13 protein-coding genes and 1 tRNA gene are annotated in these 15,954 nt (G+C 66.8%); 7 read left to right on the top strand and 7 right to left on the bottom strand.

The features are described 5' to 3' along the window. Nucleotides 1-47: 47 nt before the first annotated feature. The 5 genes from AC5P5V_RS13715 to AC5P5V_RS13695 all read left to right on the top strand — a co-directional run bounded on the left by AC5P5V_RS13715 (nt 48) and on the right by AC5P5V_RS13695 (nt 5,509). Nucleotides 48-557, top strand: a complete 510-nt coding sequence (locus AC5P5V_RS13715) for an RNA polymerase sigma factor (RefSeq protein ID WP_061479083.1) — start codon at nt 48-50, stop codon at nt 555-557. Next, nucleotides 554-1,480 (top strand): FecR family protein, encoded by a 927-nt coding sequence (locus AC5P5V_RS13710; protein WP_231352171.1) that lies wholly within the window; start codon nt 554-556, stop codon nt 1,478-1,480. The genes AC5P5V_RS13715 and AC5P5V_RS13710 overlap by 4 nt, the downstream gene beginning before the upstream one ends. 64 nt (nt 1,481-1,544) lie before the next feature. Further along, nucleotides 1,545-4,016, top strand: coding sequence for a TonB-dependent receptor (locus AC5P5V_RS13705; RefSeq protein ID WP_231352172.1), 2,472 nt, complete (start codon nt 1,545-1,547; stop codon nt 4,014-4,016). Then, nucleotides 4,003-4,803 carry a ChaN family lipoprotein gene (locus AC5P5V_RS13700; protein WP_134969453.1) on the top strand — a complete coding sequence of 267 codons (801 nt, stop codon included), beginning with the start codon at nt 4,003-4,005 and terminating at the stop codon, nt 4,801-4,803. The genes AC5P5V_RS13705 and AC5P5V_RS13700 overlap by 14 nt, the downstream gene beginning before the upstream one ends. Continuing rightward, nucleotides 4,796-5,509, top strand: a complete 714-nt coding sequence (locus tag AC5P5V_RS13695; protein ID WP_154351022.1) for an energy transducer TonB family protein — start codon at nt 4,796-4,798, stop codon at nt 5,507-5,509. Before AC5P5V_RS13700 ends, AC5P5V_RS13695 begins: the two co-directional genes overlap by 8 nt. Before the next feature lie 216 nt (nt 5,510-5,725). Here AC5P5V_RS13695 and AC5P5V_RS13690 read toward each other — a convergent pair whose 3' ends face one another. The 7 genes from AC5P5V_RS13690 to AC5P5V_RS13660 all read right to left on the bottom strand — a co-directional run bounded on the left by AC5P5V_RS13690 (nt 5,726) and on the right by AC5P5V_RS13660 (nt 15,165). Continuing rightward, nucleotides 5,726-6,628 (bottom strand): cation diffusion facilitator family transporter, encoded by a 903-nt coding sequence (locus tag AC5P5V_RS13690; RefSeq protein ID WP_065178510.1) that lies wholly within the window; start codon nt 6,626-6,628, stop codon nt 5,726-5,728. A 28-nt stretch (nt 6,629-6,656) separates the two neighbouring features. Next, the gene (locus AC5P5V_RS13685; protein ID WP_134968442.1) at nt 6,657-8,945 is read right to left on the bottom strand and encodes an Orn/Lys/Arg family decarboxylase; all 2,289 of its coding nucleotides are present in this window, start codon (nt 8,943-8,945) and stop codon (nt 6,657-6,659) included. Nucleotides 8,946-8,965: 20 nt separating this feature from the next. Further along, the gene (gene adiC, locus AC5P5V_RS13680; protein ID WP_061479076.1) at nt 8,966-10,318 is read right to left on the bottom strand and encodes an arginine/agmatine antiporter; all 1,353 of its coding nucleotides are present in this window, start codon (nt 10,316-10,318) and stop codon (nt 8,966-8,968) included. A gap of 76 nt (nt 10,319-10,394) precedes the next feature. Continuing rightward, the gene (locus AC5P5V_RS13675) at nt 10,395-11,825 is read right to left on the bottom strand and encodes a DcaP family trimeric outer membrane transporter (protein WP_134968443.1); all 1,431 of its coding nucleotides are present in this window, start codon (nt 11,823-11,825) and stop codon (nt 10,395-10,397) included. Between the two features lie 514 nt (nt 11,826-12,339). Continuing rightward, the gene (dsbG, locus tag AC5P5V_RS13670) at nt 12,340-13,182 is read right to left on the bottom strand and encodes a thiol:disulfide interchange protein DsbG (protein WP_134968444.1); all 843 of its coding nucleotides are present in this window, start codon (nt 13,180-13,182) and stop codon (nt 12,340-12,342) included. A gap of 30 nt (nt 13,183-13,212) precedes the next feature. Continuing rightward, nucleotides 13,213-14,016, bottom strand: a complete 804-nt coding sequence (locus AC5P5V_RS13665) for a TlpA disulfide reductase family protein (protein ID WP_134968445.1) — start codon at nt 14,014-14,016, stop codon at nt 13,213-13,215. Between the two features lie 81 nt (nt 14,017-14,097). Further along, nucleotides 14,098-15,165 carry a GlxA family transcriptional regulator gene (locus tag AC5P5V_RS13660; RefSeq protein ID WP_061479072.1) on the bottom strand — a complete coding sequence of 356 codons (1,068 nt, stop codon included), beginning with the start codon at nt 15,163-15,165 and terminating at the stop codon, nt 14,098-14,100. A 186-nt stretch (nt 15,166-15,351) separates the two neighbouring features. Here AC5P5V_RS13660 and AC5P5V_RS13655 point away from each other — a divergent pair, with 186 nt between their 5' ends. Both AC5P5V_RS13655 and AC5P5V_RS13650 read left to right on the top strand, forming a co-directional pair. Continuing rightward, a complete protein-coding gene (locus AC5P5V_RS13655) occupies nt 15,352-15,750 on the top strand; it encodes a heavy metal-responsive transcriptional regulator (RefSeq protein ID WP_049415383.1) in 399 nt (132 codons plus the stop codon). A gap of 103 nt (nt 15,751-15,853) precedes the next feature. Then, nucleotides 15,854-15,929, top strand: a tRNA-Ala gene (locus tag AC5P5V_RS13650). Nucleotides 15,930-15,954: the final 25 nt, after the last annotated feature.

Genomic DNA, 15,954 nt, shown 5'->3' with positions numbered 1-15,954 from the left:
CCTTGCCGCCGCGGGCTGTTTTCCCTTTCCCAGTTGTCGCCCGCCCCGTGTCCACGCCTGTCGAACCGACGGATGTCGCGCAGCTGTGCGCGGCCCACTACCGGCCGCTGCACGCCCATGTCCGCCGTAAACTCCCGCAACGCAGCGACGCCGATGACGTCGTCCAGGAAACCTGGCTGCGCGTCGTCAGAATCGCCGCCAGTGGCCTGCTGAGCAATGGCCGCGCCTACCTGTACCGCGTCGCCCACAACCTGATCGCCGATCATTACCGGCAACGCCAACGCCGGCGCGAAGACGCTCTGGATGACGCGCAGCTGCTCGCCATCGCTGATCCTTCGCCCCTTCCGGAGCAGCGCCTGCTCGATGCCGAACAGCTGCGCCACCTCGACGCGGTCATTGCCGCCTTGCCGCCCCGGTCGCGCCAGGTGTTCCTGCTGGCACGGGTGGAGCAGATGGCACTGGTAGAGATCGGCCGACAGCTGGGGATCAGCCGGCAGACCGCGCACGGCCATCTGCTGCGTGCGCTGGTCGCGCTGCAGCAGGTACCCGGCGCATGAGCCAGGAGGCGATCGCGCGCGAGGCCGCACGCTGGTGGCTGGACGGCCGCGACGGCGGCCGTGACGAGCGTGCGTTCAGCCAGTGGTACCACGCCGATGCGCGCCACGCCGCGCAGTACCAGCACCTGCAGGCGCTCTGGCTGGCCGGTGATGCAACACCCAGCCTGCAGCGGCACCAGCTCCGGCGGCAGCGCCGGCGCCTGCGCGACGCCGGTACGGCCGTGCTGCTGCTCTGTGCGTTCGGCCTGTATACCCACCAAGCCGCGCCACCGGCCGCGCAGACGATGCGGACGGCGGCAGGCGAGATCCGCGAAGAAGTACTGCCGGATGGCTCGCGCGTACTGCTCTCGCCCGGCAGCGAAGTCCATGTCCGCATCGATGCACAGCGCCGACAGCTGCAGCTGGAGCGCGGCCAGGCCTGGTTCCAGGTCAGCGCCGACGCTGCGCGACCGTTCCAGGTGCATACCCCGCACGGTACCGTCACCGCGTTGGGCACCGCGTTCGATCTGGCGGTACTGCGCGGCGACAGCGTGGTCACGGTCACCGAGCACCGCGTCAACGTGGTGTCCGGCAGCAGCACCCGCCAAGCATCCGAAGGGCAGCAGATGCGATTCGACGCGAAGGCATCCGCCACGCTGCTTCCAGCGGAGGGGGCTGCCCTGGCCTGGCGCGAGCGGCGCCTGCACTGGGTCTCCGCACCCTTGACCGAGGTCACCCAGGGCCTGGATCGCTGGCATGGCGGCCACACCTGGATCATCGGCGCACAGCTGCGCCAGCAGCCGGTCACCCTGCTCGGCAGCGCCGACGGCGCGGCGCGCAGCCGCGACCAGCTGGCCACACAGCTGCGTGTGCGCGTGCTCCGCCTGGGCGCGGGCGTGCAGGTGTGGCTGCCGCCACGCAGGGGACATCGCGATGCACCCTGACATCGGCCCTGCCGCTGCGTCTACCCAGGATGACGACGCGCTGCGTCAGCCCCTGGAGCTCCCGATGCCGTTTCACCGCCCCCTTGTCCTCGCCCTGTCACTGGCCTGCGCCATTCCGCTTCCACTGTTGTCGGCCAGCGCGCACGCGCAGACCGTCACGCGCCACTTCGATCTTCCTGCACAACCGCTGGCCAGCGCGCTGGATGCGTACAGCCGGCTGACCGGTGTCGATCTGGTGATCGGGGCGGCATTGCCGAGTGGCCAGACGGCACCGGCGCTGCGCGGACAGTTCGATGATGCGCAGGCGCTGTCGCGCCTGCTGGTCGGCAGCGGCCTGCGCCCCCGCTTCATCGACACACGCCGTGCAACGCTGGAACCGGCGCCGGCCGAACCCACCGACGGCAGCCGTCGAACCGGCCCGCTGCGCGTACAGGGCGATACCGCGCGCCGCCACGCCCCCAGCGCCGGTGCCAGCCAGTACGTGCCGGCCATCCGAGATGGCTTCGCGCCCTCCGTCGGCAGCGAACGCGTAGCCATGGCCGAGCGCCAGGACGGCAACAGCCTGCTGCGCTCGATGCCCGGCACCCACAGCTTCCATTCGCGCAGCCAGCCCGGCCTGCAGGTCAACATCCGCGGCATGACTGGCGCCGGGCGGGTCAACACCATGATCGATGGTGTCACCCAGACCTTCCGCAACAACGCGGGCCATGGCTCCGGTGGTCCGTTCGCCTACGTCGACCCGTTCCTGCTGGCCGGCGTGGACGTGCAACGCGGTGCGGTCGCCGGTGGTGATGGCGCAGGCACGCTGGCCGGCAGTGCCAATTTCCGCACACTGGATATCGATGACCTGCTCGGTGAAGACCGTGACTGGGGCCTGCGTGCAGGCTACCGCCACGGCAACAACGGCTACGGCAATGGACGCACCTTCGCCGGCGCCTGGCGCCACAGCGAGGACGGCGGTGATCGCCAGTTCGGCCTGCTGGCCGCTGCCAGCAGCAGCCGCAGCAGCGAATACGCCACCGCGCGGGGGCAGAAGAACGACGCCGACCCGGGCAGCCAGCAGCCCAGCAGCTGGCTGCTGAAAGCACGCCTGCAGCCGAGCGACCAGCATCGGCTGGACCTGAGCCACATGCATTACGAAAACGACTTCTACCACAACTACCCGTGGCAGATTTCCGCACGCAACCAGCGCGCCAGCTACCACTACACGCCCTATTCGCCGTGGATCGACCTGCGCGCGACCTTTGCCAGCAACAAGACCCGGCTGTTCTATCCGCCCGTGGAGGATTCCAGCTACATCGGTCGCCGCACCCACAGCAGCCTGAGCAGCTGGACCCTCGACAACACCAGCCGCTTCGATATCGGCGCGCTGCAGGCCCGCTGGAACACCGGCATCAAGCACCAGTCGGATATCCATGTGGCCGACACCCCCACCCTGCGCGGCGCCAACCCGCAGGGCCGCAGCCAGCTGGACAGCGTGTTCAGCACGCTGGAACTGCAGTACGACGTCTACGCGCTGACCGCAGGCCTGCGCCAGGACCGCTTCGGCATCCGTGGCCACATCCCGGTGTGCTCGGATGTCCCCGGCCAGTGCGCGGAGATCAATGGCGGCGGCATCGACGTGCGCCGCACCCAGCACGCGCTCAGCCCCAGCCTGGCGGATTCATGGCAGGCCACCGACTGGCTGCAACTGTTCGCTGAAGTCTCGCGCACCTCGCGGCCGCCACGCGTCCAGGAGATGTTCTTCGAGAAGATCCCACTGGAAGGCATCAGCGATGCCGATGGCGTCGGCGCCAACCCATTCCTGCGCCGCGAGCGCTCGCGCAACCTGCAGTTCGGCGCCAACCTCAGCACCGACTCGCTGCTGGTCGACGGTGACCTGGCCCAGCTGCGGGTCACCCGCTTCGACAACCGCATCCGCGACTACATCAAGCCGCAATACCTGCTGATCGTGCATCCACCGGAAGTGGAGCCAGTCGTGGTACCGATCGACAGCGATCCGCAGCTCACTGCCTGGACCGACGCACTGGACGTGGACGACTTCAGCACCACCACGCGCTGGATGAACCACCCGGGCGTGGTGCGCATGCGCGGTATCGAGCTGGAAGCGCACTACGCCAGCGCGCACTACCACGCGACGCTGAGCTGGACCCGCTCGCACACCAGCGCGCCCGCCATCGAATTCGTCAACCTGGAAGACATCACCGCCCTGCCCGACCGCTACTGGACGCTGGACGTGGGCGGCCGCTGGTGGCAGCAGCGCGTGCAGGCCGGACTGCGTGCCGAGTACTCCGGGCCCACCGAGGAAGGCTACGACTTCTTCCAGACCCGCAAGACCGGTGGCACCGGTGTACTCCTCGACTTCTACGCCAGCTTCAAGCCCCAGCCCAACACCACCCTGTGGCTGAACATCGAAAACCTGCAGAACAAAGCCTATGACAACAATGCCTCGATCGACAGCATCTTCAGCCCGATCCTGGACCGCGGCAACGGCCGTGGCCGCACCGTCTCGATGGGCGTCAATGTGGCGTTCTAGCCGTCGCTGGCTGCCGCTCTGCCTGCTTGCGCTGGCCGCAATGGTCAGCGCGCAGCCGATGCCCGGCACGGTGATCGACCTGGCCAGTGGCCAGCCCCTGGACGAAGCCGCATTCGTGAAGCGCGCAGCGAATGCCCCGCGAGTGCTGCTGGGCGAACGCCACGATCTGGCCGGTGACCACACCGCCCAGCGCTGGCTGCTGCACGCGCTGCAGCAGCAGCGTCCACAAGGCGCGCTGGTACTGGAGATGATTGCCAGCGAACGCCAGCCGCGCCTGCAGCGGGTGCAGCGCTGGCTGGCCAACGGCAACCATGCCGACGGTGCGCGCCTGCAGGAGCTGCTGGGCTGGGATACACGCTGGCCGTGGGTGGCCTATGGCGGGCTGGTACAGGACGCCACCGCTACCGGCATTCCCCTGCTCGGCGGCAACCTGGCGCGTGCCGAGGTCAATGCGTTGCTCGCTTCCGACAGGTCGGTACGGTTCCCGATGCCCACCGCACGGCACCGCCTGTCGGCCGTGGTGCTGGCCCAGCATGCGGACGCAGCACCGATGCTGGAAGGGATGCTGGCCGTGCAACAGGCCCGCGACACGCGCATGGCACAGGTAATGACCGAGGCACCGGCACCCACGCTGCTGTTGGCCGGTCGCTGGCATGTACTGCGCGGTACCGGCGTGCCGGGCTACCTGCCAGCGGACACACCGGCGCTGGTGATCGCACTGGCCTCGCCCGGTGAATCCGTCGAGGCGGCCGACGCCGACCTGCTATGGGTGCTGGACGATGAGTGAGCGCGGCCAACACTGGCAGGCGATCGCCATCAGCATCGGGCTTCACCTGTTGCCCCTGCTGCTGTTGGTGCACTGGGTGGCCGCGCCGCCATTGCCGCCGCCGCCGGAGAAGGACGTGCGTATCAGCCTGCGCCTGCTGGCACCGGCAACGCCGCCGCAGCCACTGGAAGAACGCCAGGCCGACACCCCCAGCCAGGCGCAGCAGGCCCGCGCATCCCAACCCACGAAGTCGCCCCCTCCACCGAAACCCACCGCCGCACGCGAGGGCGAGGTAGCCGCCAGCGAACGCGGTGGCGCTGGCCGGCAAGCCCTGCCGGTCGCCCCGCCTGCGGCCGCGACCGATGCAAGTCCCGCACCGGCATCGGTCACGGCCGCGCCGCCCGCTCCCGACGCCCCACCGGCGGACTTCCAGGCCGGCGCCGCCAGCGACCAGTGGGAAGCCCGCCTGATGGCGCGGCTGGAGCGCTATCGCTACTACCCTGCTGCGGCCCGCGCACGGCGCCAGCAGGGCACTGCCTGGGTCAGGGCCAGCATCAATCGCGAGGGACGCCTGCTGGCCCTGCGGTTGGAGCAGTCCAGCGGCCAACCGATGCTTGACGGCGCCGCACTGCAGACCTTCCGCCGCGCGCAGCCACTACCGCCCATTCCCGATGAACTGAAGGCACCACAGGAACTGGTGGTGCCGGTGGAGTACTACCTGCGCTAGGCGTTGTGGAACTGTGCTGCAGTCTGCAACCTCAACCCAGGTTCAGGTCAAACACATCCGGCGCAACAGAGCAGTCCGCCGTGTGCAACGATCGCGGCGTGCTGTATCGCCGGGCCCATGCCCGGCTGCTCCATGCGAACGGCAGCCGAGCATGGGCTCGGCCCTACAGGGGAACAGAACCTGGCCGGGCGAGGCCCCGGCGCGAAGGAGGCAGGGCTACGTCCACGCCGGATCCGCAGTGAAATCGATGGTCAACCAGAACGTGCTGCCCCGCGCATCCAGCCGCACGGCGATCTCATCGCGCATCGCATCGACCTCGCCCACCGAGCCCAATGGCGTACCGGGGTCTGCCAGCACATGGATCTCGATGAAGCGCATCCGCCCCATCTTCGCCACGTGGCTGGTGAAACCGGCATAGCCACGCTCGGACACGAACGCCTGCATCACCTGCTGCACGCGCCGGTCCAGGTCATCCGGCGCCACCTGCAGCACTTCGCGCATGGCCTTCCATGCACTGCGCGCCGGCACTGGCAGTACCGCCAGGCTGATCAACGCCAGCACGATCGAATCCAGGTACGGGACCCAGTGGTGCCACTTGCCGCCATGCAGGACCAGGGCCAGCACGAAGGCCAGCACCACCGCCAGGCTCATCAACCCACCCAGCAACCAGCCTCTTACATCCAGCCACAACAGCGCCGAGCGCAGGCGCCGCGCACGCTGCGCGACGAACGTCGCCATTGCCAGGTTGCTGGCACTCAGCAGCGCCGCCCACCACAGCGCGGGCCCGAATTTCACCTCGTGCCCGCCCGTGGTCAAGCCAATGACCGCGTTGGCCAGCGCATACACGCAGGCCAGCGACAGGATCACGCCGCCGAGTGCCTCGACCATCGGCTCCAGGTGCCAATAGCCGTACTGGAAGCGCGGGCTCTGCTCCCGCGCCACCAGCCGCAGTACCGACAACGACACCAGGGTCAAGGCAACGTCGACCAGGCTGTACACGCCGTCGAACAGGATCGCCTGCGATCCCACCAGCAGGCCACCGATGAAGCCGACCGCGCTCACCGCGATGGTCACCCCGATGGAGAACTTCAGGATGCGTTGCTCGCGCGCGGTATCCATCGCTCGCCGAAGGGCCGACCGTCGCCGGTCAGGCCTTCAGCACCTCCACCTTGTACGAGGTCGCATCGCCATCGTGCTCGATGATGAGCCCGTGCACATCCGACTCGAAGCCCGGGAAGCGCGCATTCTGTTCACGGGCAATACGCAGAGACTGGATGATCGGTTCGTCGCTGTCGCCGAATCGCTCGCCCGGCATGATGGTCGGAATGCCCGGCGGATACGGCACCAGCATGGTCGCCGCGACGCGACCACTGAGCTGCTCGATGTCGACCCGCTCGATCTCGCCCTTCACCAGGTGGTTGTAGGCATCGGCCGGGGTCATCACCGGCGTCGGCAGATCCACGTACATCTCGCGCATCACCTTGGCGACCTCGAATTCCTGGTTGAACGCGTGCAATGCATCGCACAGGTCACGCAGTCCCCAGCCGGCGTAGGCAATCGGATAGTCCGCCGCCAGCGTCGGCAATGCCTGGCTCAGCGGCGCGTTGCAGTCGTACAGCTCCTTGAAGGCCATCAGCTCGGTGACCAGCGTGCTCCACTTGCCCTTGGTAATGCCCATCGAGAACAGGAACAGTACCGAATACAGGTTGGTCTTCTCCACAGTGATGCCGCGGCCCCACAGGAACTTGCTCAGCACCGCCGCCGGAATGCCCAGCGTGCCCATGCTGCCGTCCATCGCCAGGCCCGGGGTCAGCAGGGTCACTTTGATCGGGTCGATCAGCACGTAGTCATCGACCAGATTCTCGAAGCCGTGCCAGTGCGCGTCCGGCTGCAGGTACCACTCCTCGCGCTTGGCCACCAGCGGCGCCGGCGTATCGCCCTTGTCCAGGCTGCGCTCGACCTTGGTCGGCTGCCACACACTGAACCACCAGTCGTCGCGCCCGAGGTCGTCACGCACGTGCAGCATCGCGCGGCGGAAGGCGATCGCCTCGTCATGCATTTCCTGCACCAGCGAACGGCCGGCCTCGCCCTCCATCATCTTCGAGGCCACGTCACAGGCCGCGATCACCCCATAATGCGGGCTGGTCGAGGTGTGCATCATGAACGACTCGTTGAAGCGCTCGGCATCCAGGTCGCGCTGCGCCGAGTTGCGTACGTGGATCATCGACGCCTGCGAGAACGCGGCCAGCAGCTTGTGGGTGGAATGCGTGGTGAAGATGATCGCATCCTGCTCGCGCGGCTTGCCCTTGGCCATGCCGTAGTGGTTCTCATAGAACGGATGGAACGCGGCGTAGGCGTACCAGGCTTCGTCGAAGTGCAGGAAGTCGACCGCGCTGCCGATTTCGTCGGCGATCTTCTCGGCGTTGTAGCACAGGCCGTCGTAGGTCGAGTTGGTGACCACCGCAATGCGCGGCTTGGAACCGGCCTTGTAGGCCTGGCTGGCCAGCGGGTTGGCGGCGATGCGCTGCTGCAGCGACTCCGGCGTGAACTGATCCAGGCTGATCGGGCCGATGATGCCGTGTGCGTTGCGGCTTGGGGTGAAGTACACCGGCACCGCGCCGGTCATGATCAGCGCGTGCAGCAGCGACTTGTGGCAGTTGCGGTCGACGAACACCACGTCGCCGCGGGCCACCGTGCCATGCCAGACGATCTTGTTGGCGGTGGAGGTGCCGTTGGTGACGAAGAAGGTATGGTCGGCACCGAAGTTGCGCGCCGCCTCCTCCTCGGCATCCTTGATCGGGCCGGTGTGATCCAGCAGTGAGCCCAGTTCCGGCACCGAGATCGACAGATCGCTGCGCAGGGTGTTCTCACCGTAGAACTGGTGGAACGCACGGCCGACCGGCGACTTGGTGAATGCCACGCCGCCTGCATGGCCCGGCGTATGCCAGGAGTAGTTCGACTCTGCCGCATGATGGATCAGCGCCTTGAAGAACGGCGGCAAGAGATTCTTCATGTAGTCTTCGGCCGCGCGCATCACCTGCCGCGAGATGAAGCTCTTGGTGTCTTCAAACAGGAAGATGAAGCCGTGGATGTACTTGAGCAGCTTGCTCGGCACCTTTTCGATGGTGCGGCGCTCGCCGTACAGGAACACCGGCAGGTTGGCGCGGCGCGCACTCTGCTCGCGCAGGAAGGCGGTGAGGCGCTGGAACTCGCCATCCACCTCTTCGCTGCCATCGATCGAGATCAGCACCGCCGAGGCCGCCACGTAGGTACGGGCGCCGGCGCGCGCATCATCCAGGTTGAGCCCGCACAGCACCCGCTGGTCGTTGCTGCGCAGCTCTTCCACCAGGGCGCGGATCAGGATGCCGCCGATGCGCGGCGACTCGTAGTCGTTGTCGATGACAATGACCGGGTAGTCCAGGGACTTGAAGTACACGTTGATTCTCCTTGTCGAACTCAGGAACGCTGGGCGCGGGCGCTGATGGCCGATGCCTCGCGGGCGCGCTGCCGCTGCTGGCGGCGCTCCTCGCTGAAGAAGGGATAGAACACGGTGATGAACAGCACGAACAGGAAGGCGTACTGCACGATGGTTCCCGACGAGCCGTAGATTGCCCACAGGCAGTACACGACGGTCAGGCTGGTGAGGGTCCAGAACGCACCGGTATGGACCAGGGTGTGCGAACGCTCGACCACGAAGTAGCAGGCCACGCACGAGTAGATGTAGGGCAGCAGGGTCAGCACCACGGCCGCCGACGTGATCACGTCGAACTGGGCCGACGCGGTTTCCGAGGTAGAGGTCACCAGCACTGCCAGGGTCATCAGCACCGCCACGATCAGCACGCCCTTGACCGGCACGTCGTCCTTGTTGGTCTTGCTGAAGATGCTTGGGAACAGGCCATCATCCGAGGCCGCCTTGGCACTCTGCGCGGTCAGCAGGATCCAGCCACCCAGCGAGCCGGCGGCGCCGATGAAGGCGCACAGGCTGACCAGCGCGCCGCCCCAGCCGCCGACCGCCTTGGCCGCCGCCAGCGCGAACGGTGCGTCGGACACCTGTAGTTCCGAGTTCGGCACCATGCCCATGATCACAGAGGAGCTGGCGATGTAGGCGATGGCCGCCAGGAACACGCCGGCCAGGGTGGCGCGGGCCACGTTCTTCTCCGGGTTCTCGACCACGCCAGCCGTGACCGAAGCCGATTCGACACCGATGAAGGCCCACAGGGTCAGTGCCGCGGCACTGGAGATCGCGCCGAAGTTGGACTCACCGGACACGTTGTAGGCGCCCTTGAAGATATCGGCATCGAAGAAGAACCAGCCGAAGATGGCGATGCCCAGGATCGGCACCAGCGCGAAACTGGTGGTGACCGTCTGCACACGGCTGACGAAGGCCGGGCCGATCACGTTGGCAAAGCTCAGCGCCCACACCAGGATCAGCACCGCGATGCAGCGCACCAGCGGCTCGGACAGGATCGGGAAGAAGTAGCTGAAATAGCCCACCGCGGCGATCGGGATGGCAACGTTGCCGATCCAGTTGGCGAACCAGTAGATTGTATTGGTCTGGAAGCCCATGTAGGGCCCGAACCAGTCACGCGCATAGGCATACGGACCGCCCGCCTTCGGCGCCAGCTTGCCCAGCTTGGCGAATACGAAGGCCAGCAACAGCGCACCGGCCGTGGTGATCAGCCAGCCCCAGATCGATGCGGTACCGATCTTGGCCAGGCTGGACGGCAACAGGAACACGCCTGAGCCCATCATGTTGCCGGCGACGAGGAAGGTGGCTCCGACCACCCCGATTTTCTTTGCTTCTGCCATGACAATCTCCTGTACTGGCATGAGCCCGGTGCGGCCGGGCGTGGGGACGGTTGCGCTGGCGTAACGCCGCTGGCGCTTACTTGATGAAGTTGTATTGCAGGCTGCCCTGCACCCGGACGGTGTCGCCGCGCGCGCCGCCCTGCTGTTCCAGGCGGCCGTACAGCAGCTCCATGCCCATCGTCCACGACGGCGCCGGGCTCCAGATCAGGTTGAACACGCCGTATCGGCTCTGCCGGAAGGCATCGGCGGCGAGTGCGGCATTCCGCTCCAGGGTCAACTGGCCGAAGATCAGGTTCGAACGCCAAAACCCGGACCAGTAATGGGTGTAGCCGACGAAGCCGCCGTGCAGGTCCAGCGCGTCGAGACGGCCATCGGCACCGACCACCGCGTCCAGCCCGGAGCCGGTCAGGTCCGCGGTGTAGCGGCTGAGGCCGCGCCCGCCGAGCGCGCCGAACAGCAACAGATCGCGCTCGCCTACCGATGCCGAGCCACTGAATTGCAGGCCGCCGGCCATGCGCCGGTCACGCTCGCCGTCACCGTCATAGGCCAGGCTGCGCGCCACCGCGCCCAGCTGGAGATGGCCCCAGTCGCGCTCCATGCGTGCGGTCACGGTCACATCCGGCAGCCGGTTCACTGCGGCCCGTTCATCACTGGCACCGGCCAGTTCGGTCCTGGGGTCTTCGGCGGCCAGCGTCAGGGTGTTGCCCTTGCCCATCGCGAAGCTGTGGTGGATGCCGGCCACCAGCAGATAGCCGGCGCCGCCGGGACCGGCGAAGTCGAGCGTGTCGGGCAGGCTGTCCGGGTCCATGAAACTGGAGTAACCGTAGCCGGCATAGGTATTGCCAAGCTGGCCATACGCGTGGCGCAGACGGAACGCGTAGCCTTCACTGCTGCCGAAGAAATCATTCTCCAGGTAGAAGCGCAGGTTGCCGTGCGTGGTCGGGCGCCGTGCCTCGAAGCTGAAGCGGGTCTGCTTGGCGTGGATGTTGAAATTGGAAACATCGCGATGGCTGCCGCCCACCGGCATCGATGAGGGGATGAACTGATCCTCGTCACCGGCCGCACGCGAATCGGCAATCGCATCGAGCTTGGCATAGCCGCCAATGCGGATCACCGTGTCAGTACCTGGAATGGCAAAGAAGCCCTTCAGATCCGGGTCGGTCGGCCCAGCAGCGCTGTCGGGACGCGAGGCCGCTGTTGAGGGATCGGCCACCGATTCGCGCTGCGGCAGCACCGGTTGCGCCACACCCGGCACCTGCGTGGGATGCAGCAGGTTGGCACTGCTGCCAGGTGGTGTCACCGGCGCCGTTACCTGCGCAGCGGCCACGACAGCGCCCTCGCGTTGTTCGAGCCGATCCAGGCGCTTCTGCATGCCCTCCAGTGCCTGTCGCATGGCAGCGATTTCCTGGCGCAATGCGTGCGCATCCTCCTGGCCATTCTGCTGCGCATAGGCTGGCGTGACCGCCAGCGCGGTCAGGCAGGCCAGACTCAGTACCGCAAAGCGCATTGCATCCTCCCTGGACGAACATTCGCAGCGCACTGACGGCGCGCGCGCAGGCGCAGCTCCGACATTGCGTTGCCGTTGCTGGAAATGCGGGTACTGCGTCGACGACACCGGCCAGCCTGCGCATGGCAGGCAACAGGACGATGACACTGCCCCGCCCGTACCGATATCGACGCCATCAGGGCCGCACTGCCGGAGAGGTGGCGACCGCAGCGGTCTGGGTAACAACCAGGGAGTGAGAACGTCGTGAATGGCTGTGCCGACTGCCCCGGTTCAGGGCGTGTCAGGCGCGGCATCCCTGGCGCGTTGACGCTGTATTCCATGCGTCACAGGCTAATCCGCATGTCGTTTTTGGCCTTGATTGGAATCAAGGCGCGATGCTTGATGTCAGTCACGATTCAGACGTGACGACGAACAGGAGGTGCGCAGCCTGCATCACCCGCACAGGTGACGAAAAGCAACAGGCCCGCATGCTGCCATGCGGGCCTGTGGTGTCGCATCACGGCGTGGGTGCCGGTCAGCGCGGGCCCAGCACCGTCTGCAGGTCAGCGCCCTGTGGCAGGCCGGCGCGACGCTGCACCTGGCCCTGTGCATCCTGGAACAGGATGCCCGGCGTGCCCTGGAAGCCCATTTCAATCATCAGCACCTGGTTGGCGTCGAGCTTGCCGGCGATCTCGCGGCTGATGCTCGGCAGGGCCTTGATGCCACCACGGTCGAACTGGTGTTCGTTTTCCAGCAAGGCCGCACTCGGGTCACGCGCAGACAGGATGGCCGCAGCCTTGGCCGGGCTGTCCTCGCGAATCACGCCGACCATGATGTGGCGCAACTGCACCTTGCCGGCGTCGACCCACGGACGCGCTGCTTCCCAGAACTTGTGGCAGTACGGGCAGTTGGCATCACTGAAGGTATAGACCACGCGCGGCGCATCGGCCTTGCCGTCACGCACCCAGGCACTGGCCTCCAGCTTGGTCCACATCCTGGCCGACATCGGTGCTGAAACCAGCTTCTCCACCGCCTCGGCGGCCACGTCGTTGCCCTCGGCATCGAACAGGCTGCCTACCAGCACATGCTTGCCGTCGGCGGTGACATAGGCTGCGGCCGGTTGCTGCCCACCCACCACGCCAGCGAATCCACGCAGGCCACCCGGTGCATCGAACTCGGCAACGACTTCAAAACCGTGCTTCTCGATGCCTTTCAGCACTGCGGGGCGCTCGCCCTTTGCCGCTGGGGCCTGAGCGCTCGCTGCCGGCGCTGCCGTTGCCTTGCCTGGCGGGGTCTGGGCCTGGCTGCAGGCGGCCAATGCCAGCATGACCGGCAGCAACAGCACCGCCGGAGCGATGCGCAGGGAAGTCGACAACATGGGAACTCCGTAGTGAGATGCCCGCGCAGGCTACCGCAGCCGGCGCAGTTTGTGTTCAAGACCCGCCGCCGTCAGTTCGCCAAGGTGCAGTTCACGCAGGCGGCCTTCGGCGTCGAAGAACAGCGTCGACGGATAGGCCTGTACACCCAGCACGGTTGACGCCGAGGCGGTATCGTCCAGCAATACATTGCCCAGCCGGAGCTGTTCGGATGCGATGAAACCCTTCACTTCGTCCAGGGTTTCTCCCTGGTTGAGGAACACGAACTGCACGTCAGTGTGAATCTGCTGTGCGGATGCCAGTACCGGCATCTCGCGACGGCAGGGACCACACCAGCTGGCCCAGAGATTCAGCACCACCGGTTTGCCACGGAACTGCTGCAGGTCGATCCTGCGCCCCTGCAGATCGGCCACCTGGACCGCCGGCAGCGGCATCCGCCGCTCCTGCCATGCTGCGAGCAGGTGGCTGCCCGCCGCCCACAGCACCACACCCACCAGCGCCCCCGCCAGCACCGGCGCACGCAACGCGCGCCACAGCCGCAGCCGCCAGGTGCCCCACGCCAGGCCCGCAACCAGCACGACGGCAAGGTGATACCCACCGTCGGCGATCTGCAGGATGCTGCAGGGGGCCTCACGGTAGAGCGCGAAGTTCAAGGCCGCGAAGCTGATGCGTCCACACAGCAGGCCGATCAGCAACATGTCCAGGACCAGGCTGGCCGCGGAAGGCACTGCCATCCCGTCCTTCGACCGCGGCCACAGGTGGGCCACCGCCATGGCCATAAGCACGCACATCAGGATCAGCACCACCGGCATCGGCACCGGTCCAACACTCGACATCAACCCACCTGTCACATCATCTCGTTGCCTGCATGGTCAAAGCGTCGCGCCCAGGTTGCAAGTGCGACGCCCACCGCAGGCTTAGGCCGCGCTGCGCGGCATCTGCATGCCAGGCGCCGGTTGCAGCCCGCGCAGGCTGCCCGCCACCGACGACAACAGCGGTCGTTCGCGCCGATTGTTGTTGACCTGCCGGCGATAGTTGGCCGGCGTCATTCCGACAATGCGCAGGAACAGGCGGCGGAATGCGCTCTGGTCTGCATAGCCCACGCCCCAGGCCACTTCATCGATACCCGCCCCCTGCTGCAGCAATGTCTGCGCCTTGGCGATACGCAACCGCTGGCAATACTCGATCGGACGCAGGCCGGTGGCCTTCAGGAAGCGCCGCTGCAGAGTCCGCGGTTCCAGTCCGGAAACCTCGCAGATCGCTCCGAGCGTGGCCCCACGCGCAGCGGTGGTATGCAGCCAACGTTGCGCCTTCAGTACGTCGCGATCGCCGTGGGCGAAGTTGGCACTGAAACGCTCCAGATCCTGCTGGATCGCCGCTGGCACCGTGATCCCCAGCTGCTGCGCCACGGAGCTCGCCACGCCCTGACCGTGCAGCCGGTACAGCAGGCGCAGGGCGAGGAAGCGCCAGGCCTGGGAACCGGCCACCGTCAGCAGGTCACCGTCGTCGACCAGCGCACGCTCACTGGGCACCCAGCTGGCCGACGGTCCCTGCAGGCCCGGATGACGCCCGAGGTCCGGCCCACTGACGGTGCGGCCGGCAAGCAGACCCGCGCGTGCCAGCATGCTGACACCATCGCTGGCAGCTGCCAGCAGACTGCCGCCATCGTAATGCGCGCGCAGCCAATCCAGCAGAACCTCATCGGCGCGCAGGCAGACGCCTTGACTGATCTGGCCAGGCACGGCGATCACGGCGGGAATGTCCGCCTCGAGCATCTCCGCGCCGGCAATGCGATGCACGCCGGTCTGGCTGGCTGGCACGACCCAGCGGGTCACCAGGACACGCTTGAACGGGCGACGCTGCTGCTGGGCAAGCCGGTTGGCGACGTGTGCCATTTCGGTCAGCACCGAGGCCGCCGACGGGTCCCCTCCGGGGTACTCGACCACCGCGACCTCTACGAATCCCTCGTTCCTGAATCCTTCCACAGAGCATCTCCTCGGTTCGTTGCAGGCCATCCAGCGGCCGGTTCAGGCGCAGGGTAGGAACTGCCACGACGGCGGGGCTATGAAGAAAGTTGCAAAGTGCGCTGAATGCGCCGTCCGCGACCGGAGCTTGACCCTGGACCTGACTCCAGGCTTCAGAATGACCGGCAGCATCCGCAGGAATCCGCCATGAACATTGGTCAACTGGCGCGCCAGGCCGGCGTACCGATCGATACCGTGCGCTACTACGAGCGCCAGCAGTTGCTGCCCACCGCGGCACGCTCGGCCGGGGGCTATCGCATCTTCGGTGAGCAGGACCTGCGCCGGCTGCGCTTCATCCGCCGCGCCAAGACGCTGGGCTTCAGCCTGGAACAAATCGCCGAACTGCTGGCACTCAGTGATCGCCATCCGCAGGACATGGGCAGCGTGCGCGACGCGGCGCAAGCCCGACTGCAGGACATCGCGCAGCGCATGGCTGAACTGCAACGCATGCACAGCGCGCTCTCGCAGCTGGTCGACGCCTGCCCCGGCCACGGCACCCTGGATCAGTGCCCAATCCTGGCGGCGCTGACCGACGGCGCCGACTGAGTACGTGCGATCGTCGTTCCCTTCGCAACGCGCGTGAAGAAAAGTGCAACAAATGCTTGCCAACCCTCTGGGGCAAGGCTATTATTTCGCTCCTCAGCGACGTGGGGCCATAGCTCAGCTGGGAGAGCGCCTGCATGGCATGCAGGAGGTCAGCGGTTCGATCCCGCTTGGCTCCACCAATCTTTCGGCATTAGGCCGCCGAAA

The sequence above is a fragment of the Stenotrophomonas sp. YJH_SMC_130 genome (assembly GCF_059369035.1).
Note: the sequence above shows the minus strand (reverse complement) of the source record. Positions and strands in the feature narration are given on the sequence as shown.

Coding starts and splice junctions, on each gene's coding strand:
- dsbG (WP_134968444.1), bottom strand. CDS start 13,182: ATGTTGTCGACTTCCCTGCGCATCGCTCCGGCGGTGCTGTTGCTGCCG.
- AC5P5V_RS13695 (WP_154351022.1), top strand. CDS start 4,796: ATGAGTGAGCGCGGCCAACACTGGCAGGCGATCGCCATCAGCATCGGG.
- AC5P5V_RS13705 (WP_231352172.1), top strand. CDS start 1,545: ATGCCGTTTCACCGCCCCCTTGTCCTCGCCCTGTCACTGGCCTGCGCC.
- AC5P5V_RS13675 (WP_134968443.1), bottom strand. CDS start 11,825: ATGCGCTTTGCGGTACTGAGTCTGGCCTGCCTGACCGCGCTGGCGGTC.
- AC5P5V_RS13700 (WP_134969453.1), top strand. CDS start 4,003: ATGTGGCGTTCTAGCCGTCGCTGGCTGCCGCTCTGCCTGCTTGCGCTG.
- AC5P5V_RS13690 (WP_065178510.1), bottom strand. CDS start 6,628: ATGGATACCGCGCGCGAGCAACGCATCCTGAAGTTCTCCATCGGGGTG.
- AC5P5V_RS13710 (WP_231352171.1), top strand. CDS start 554: ATGAGCCAGGAGGCGATCGCGCGCGAGGCCGCACGCTGGTGGCTGGAC.
- adiC (WP_061479076.1), bottom strand. CDS start 10,318: ATGGCAGAAGCAAAGAAAATCGGGGTGGTCGGAGCCACCTTCCTCGTC.
- AC5P5V_RS13665 (WP_134968445.1), bottom strand. CDS start 14,016: ATGTCGAGTGTTGGACCGGTGCCGATGCCGGTGGTGCTGATCCTGATG.
- AC5P5V_RS13655 (WP_049415383.1), top strand. CDS start 15,352: ATGAACATTGGTCAACTGGCGCGCCAGGCCGGCGTACCGATCGATACC.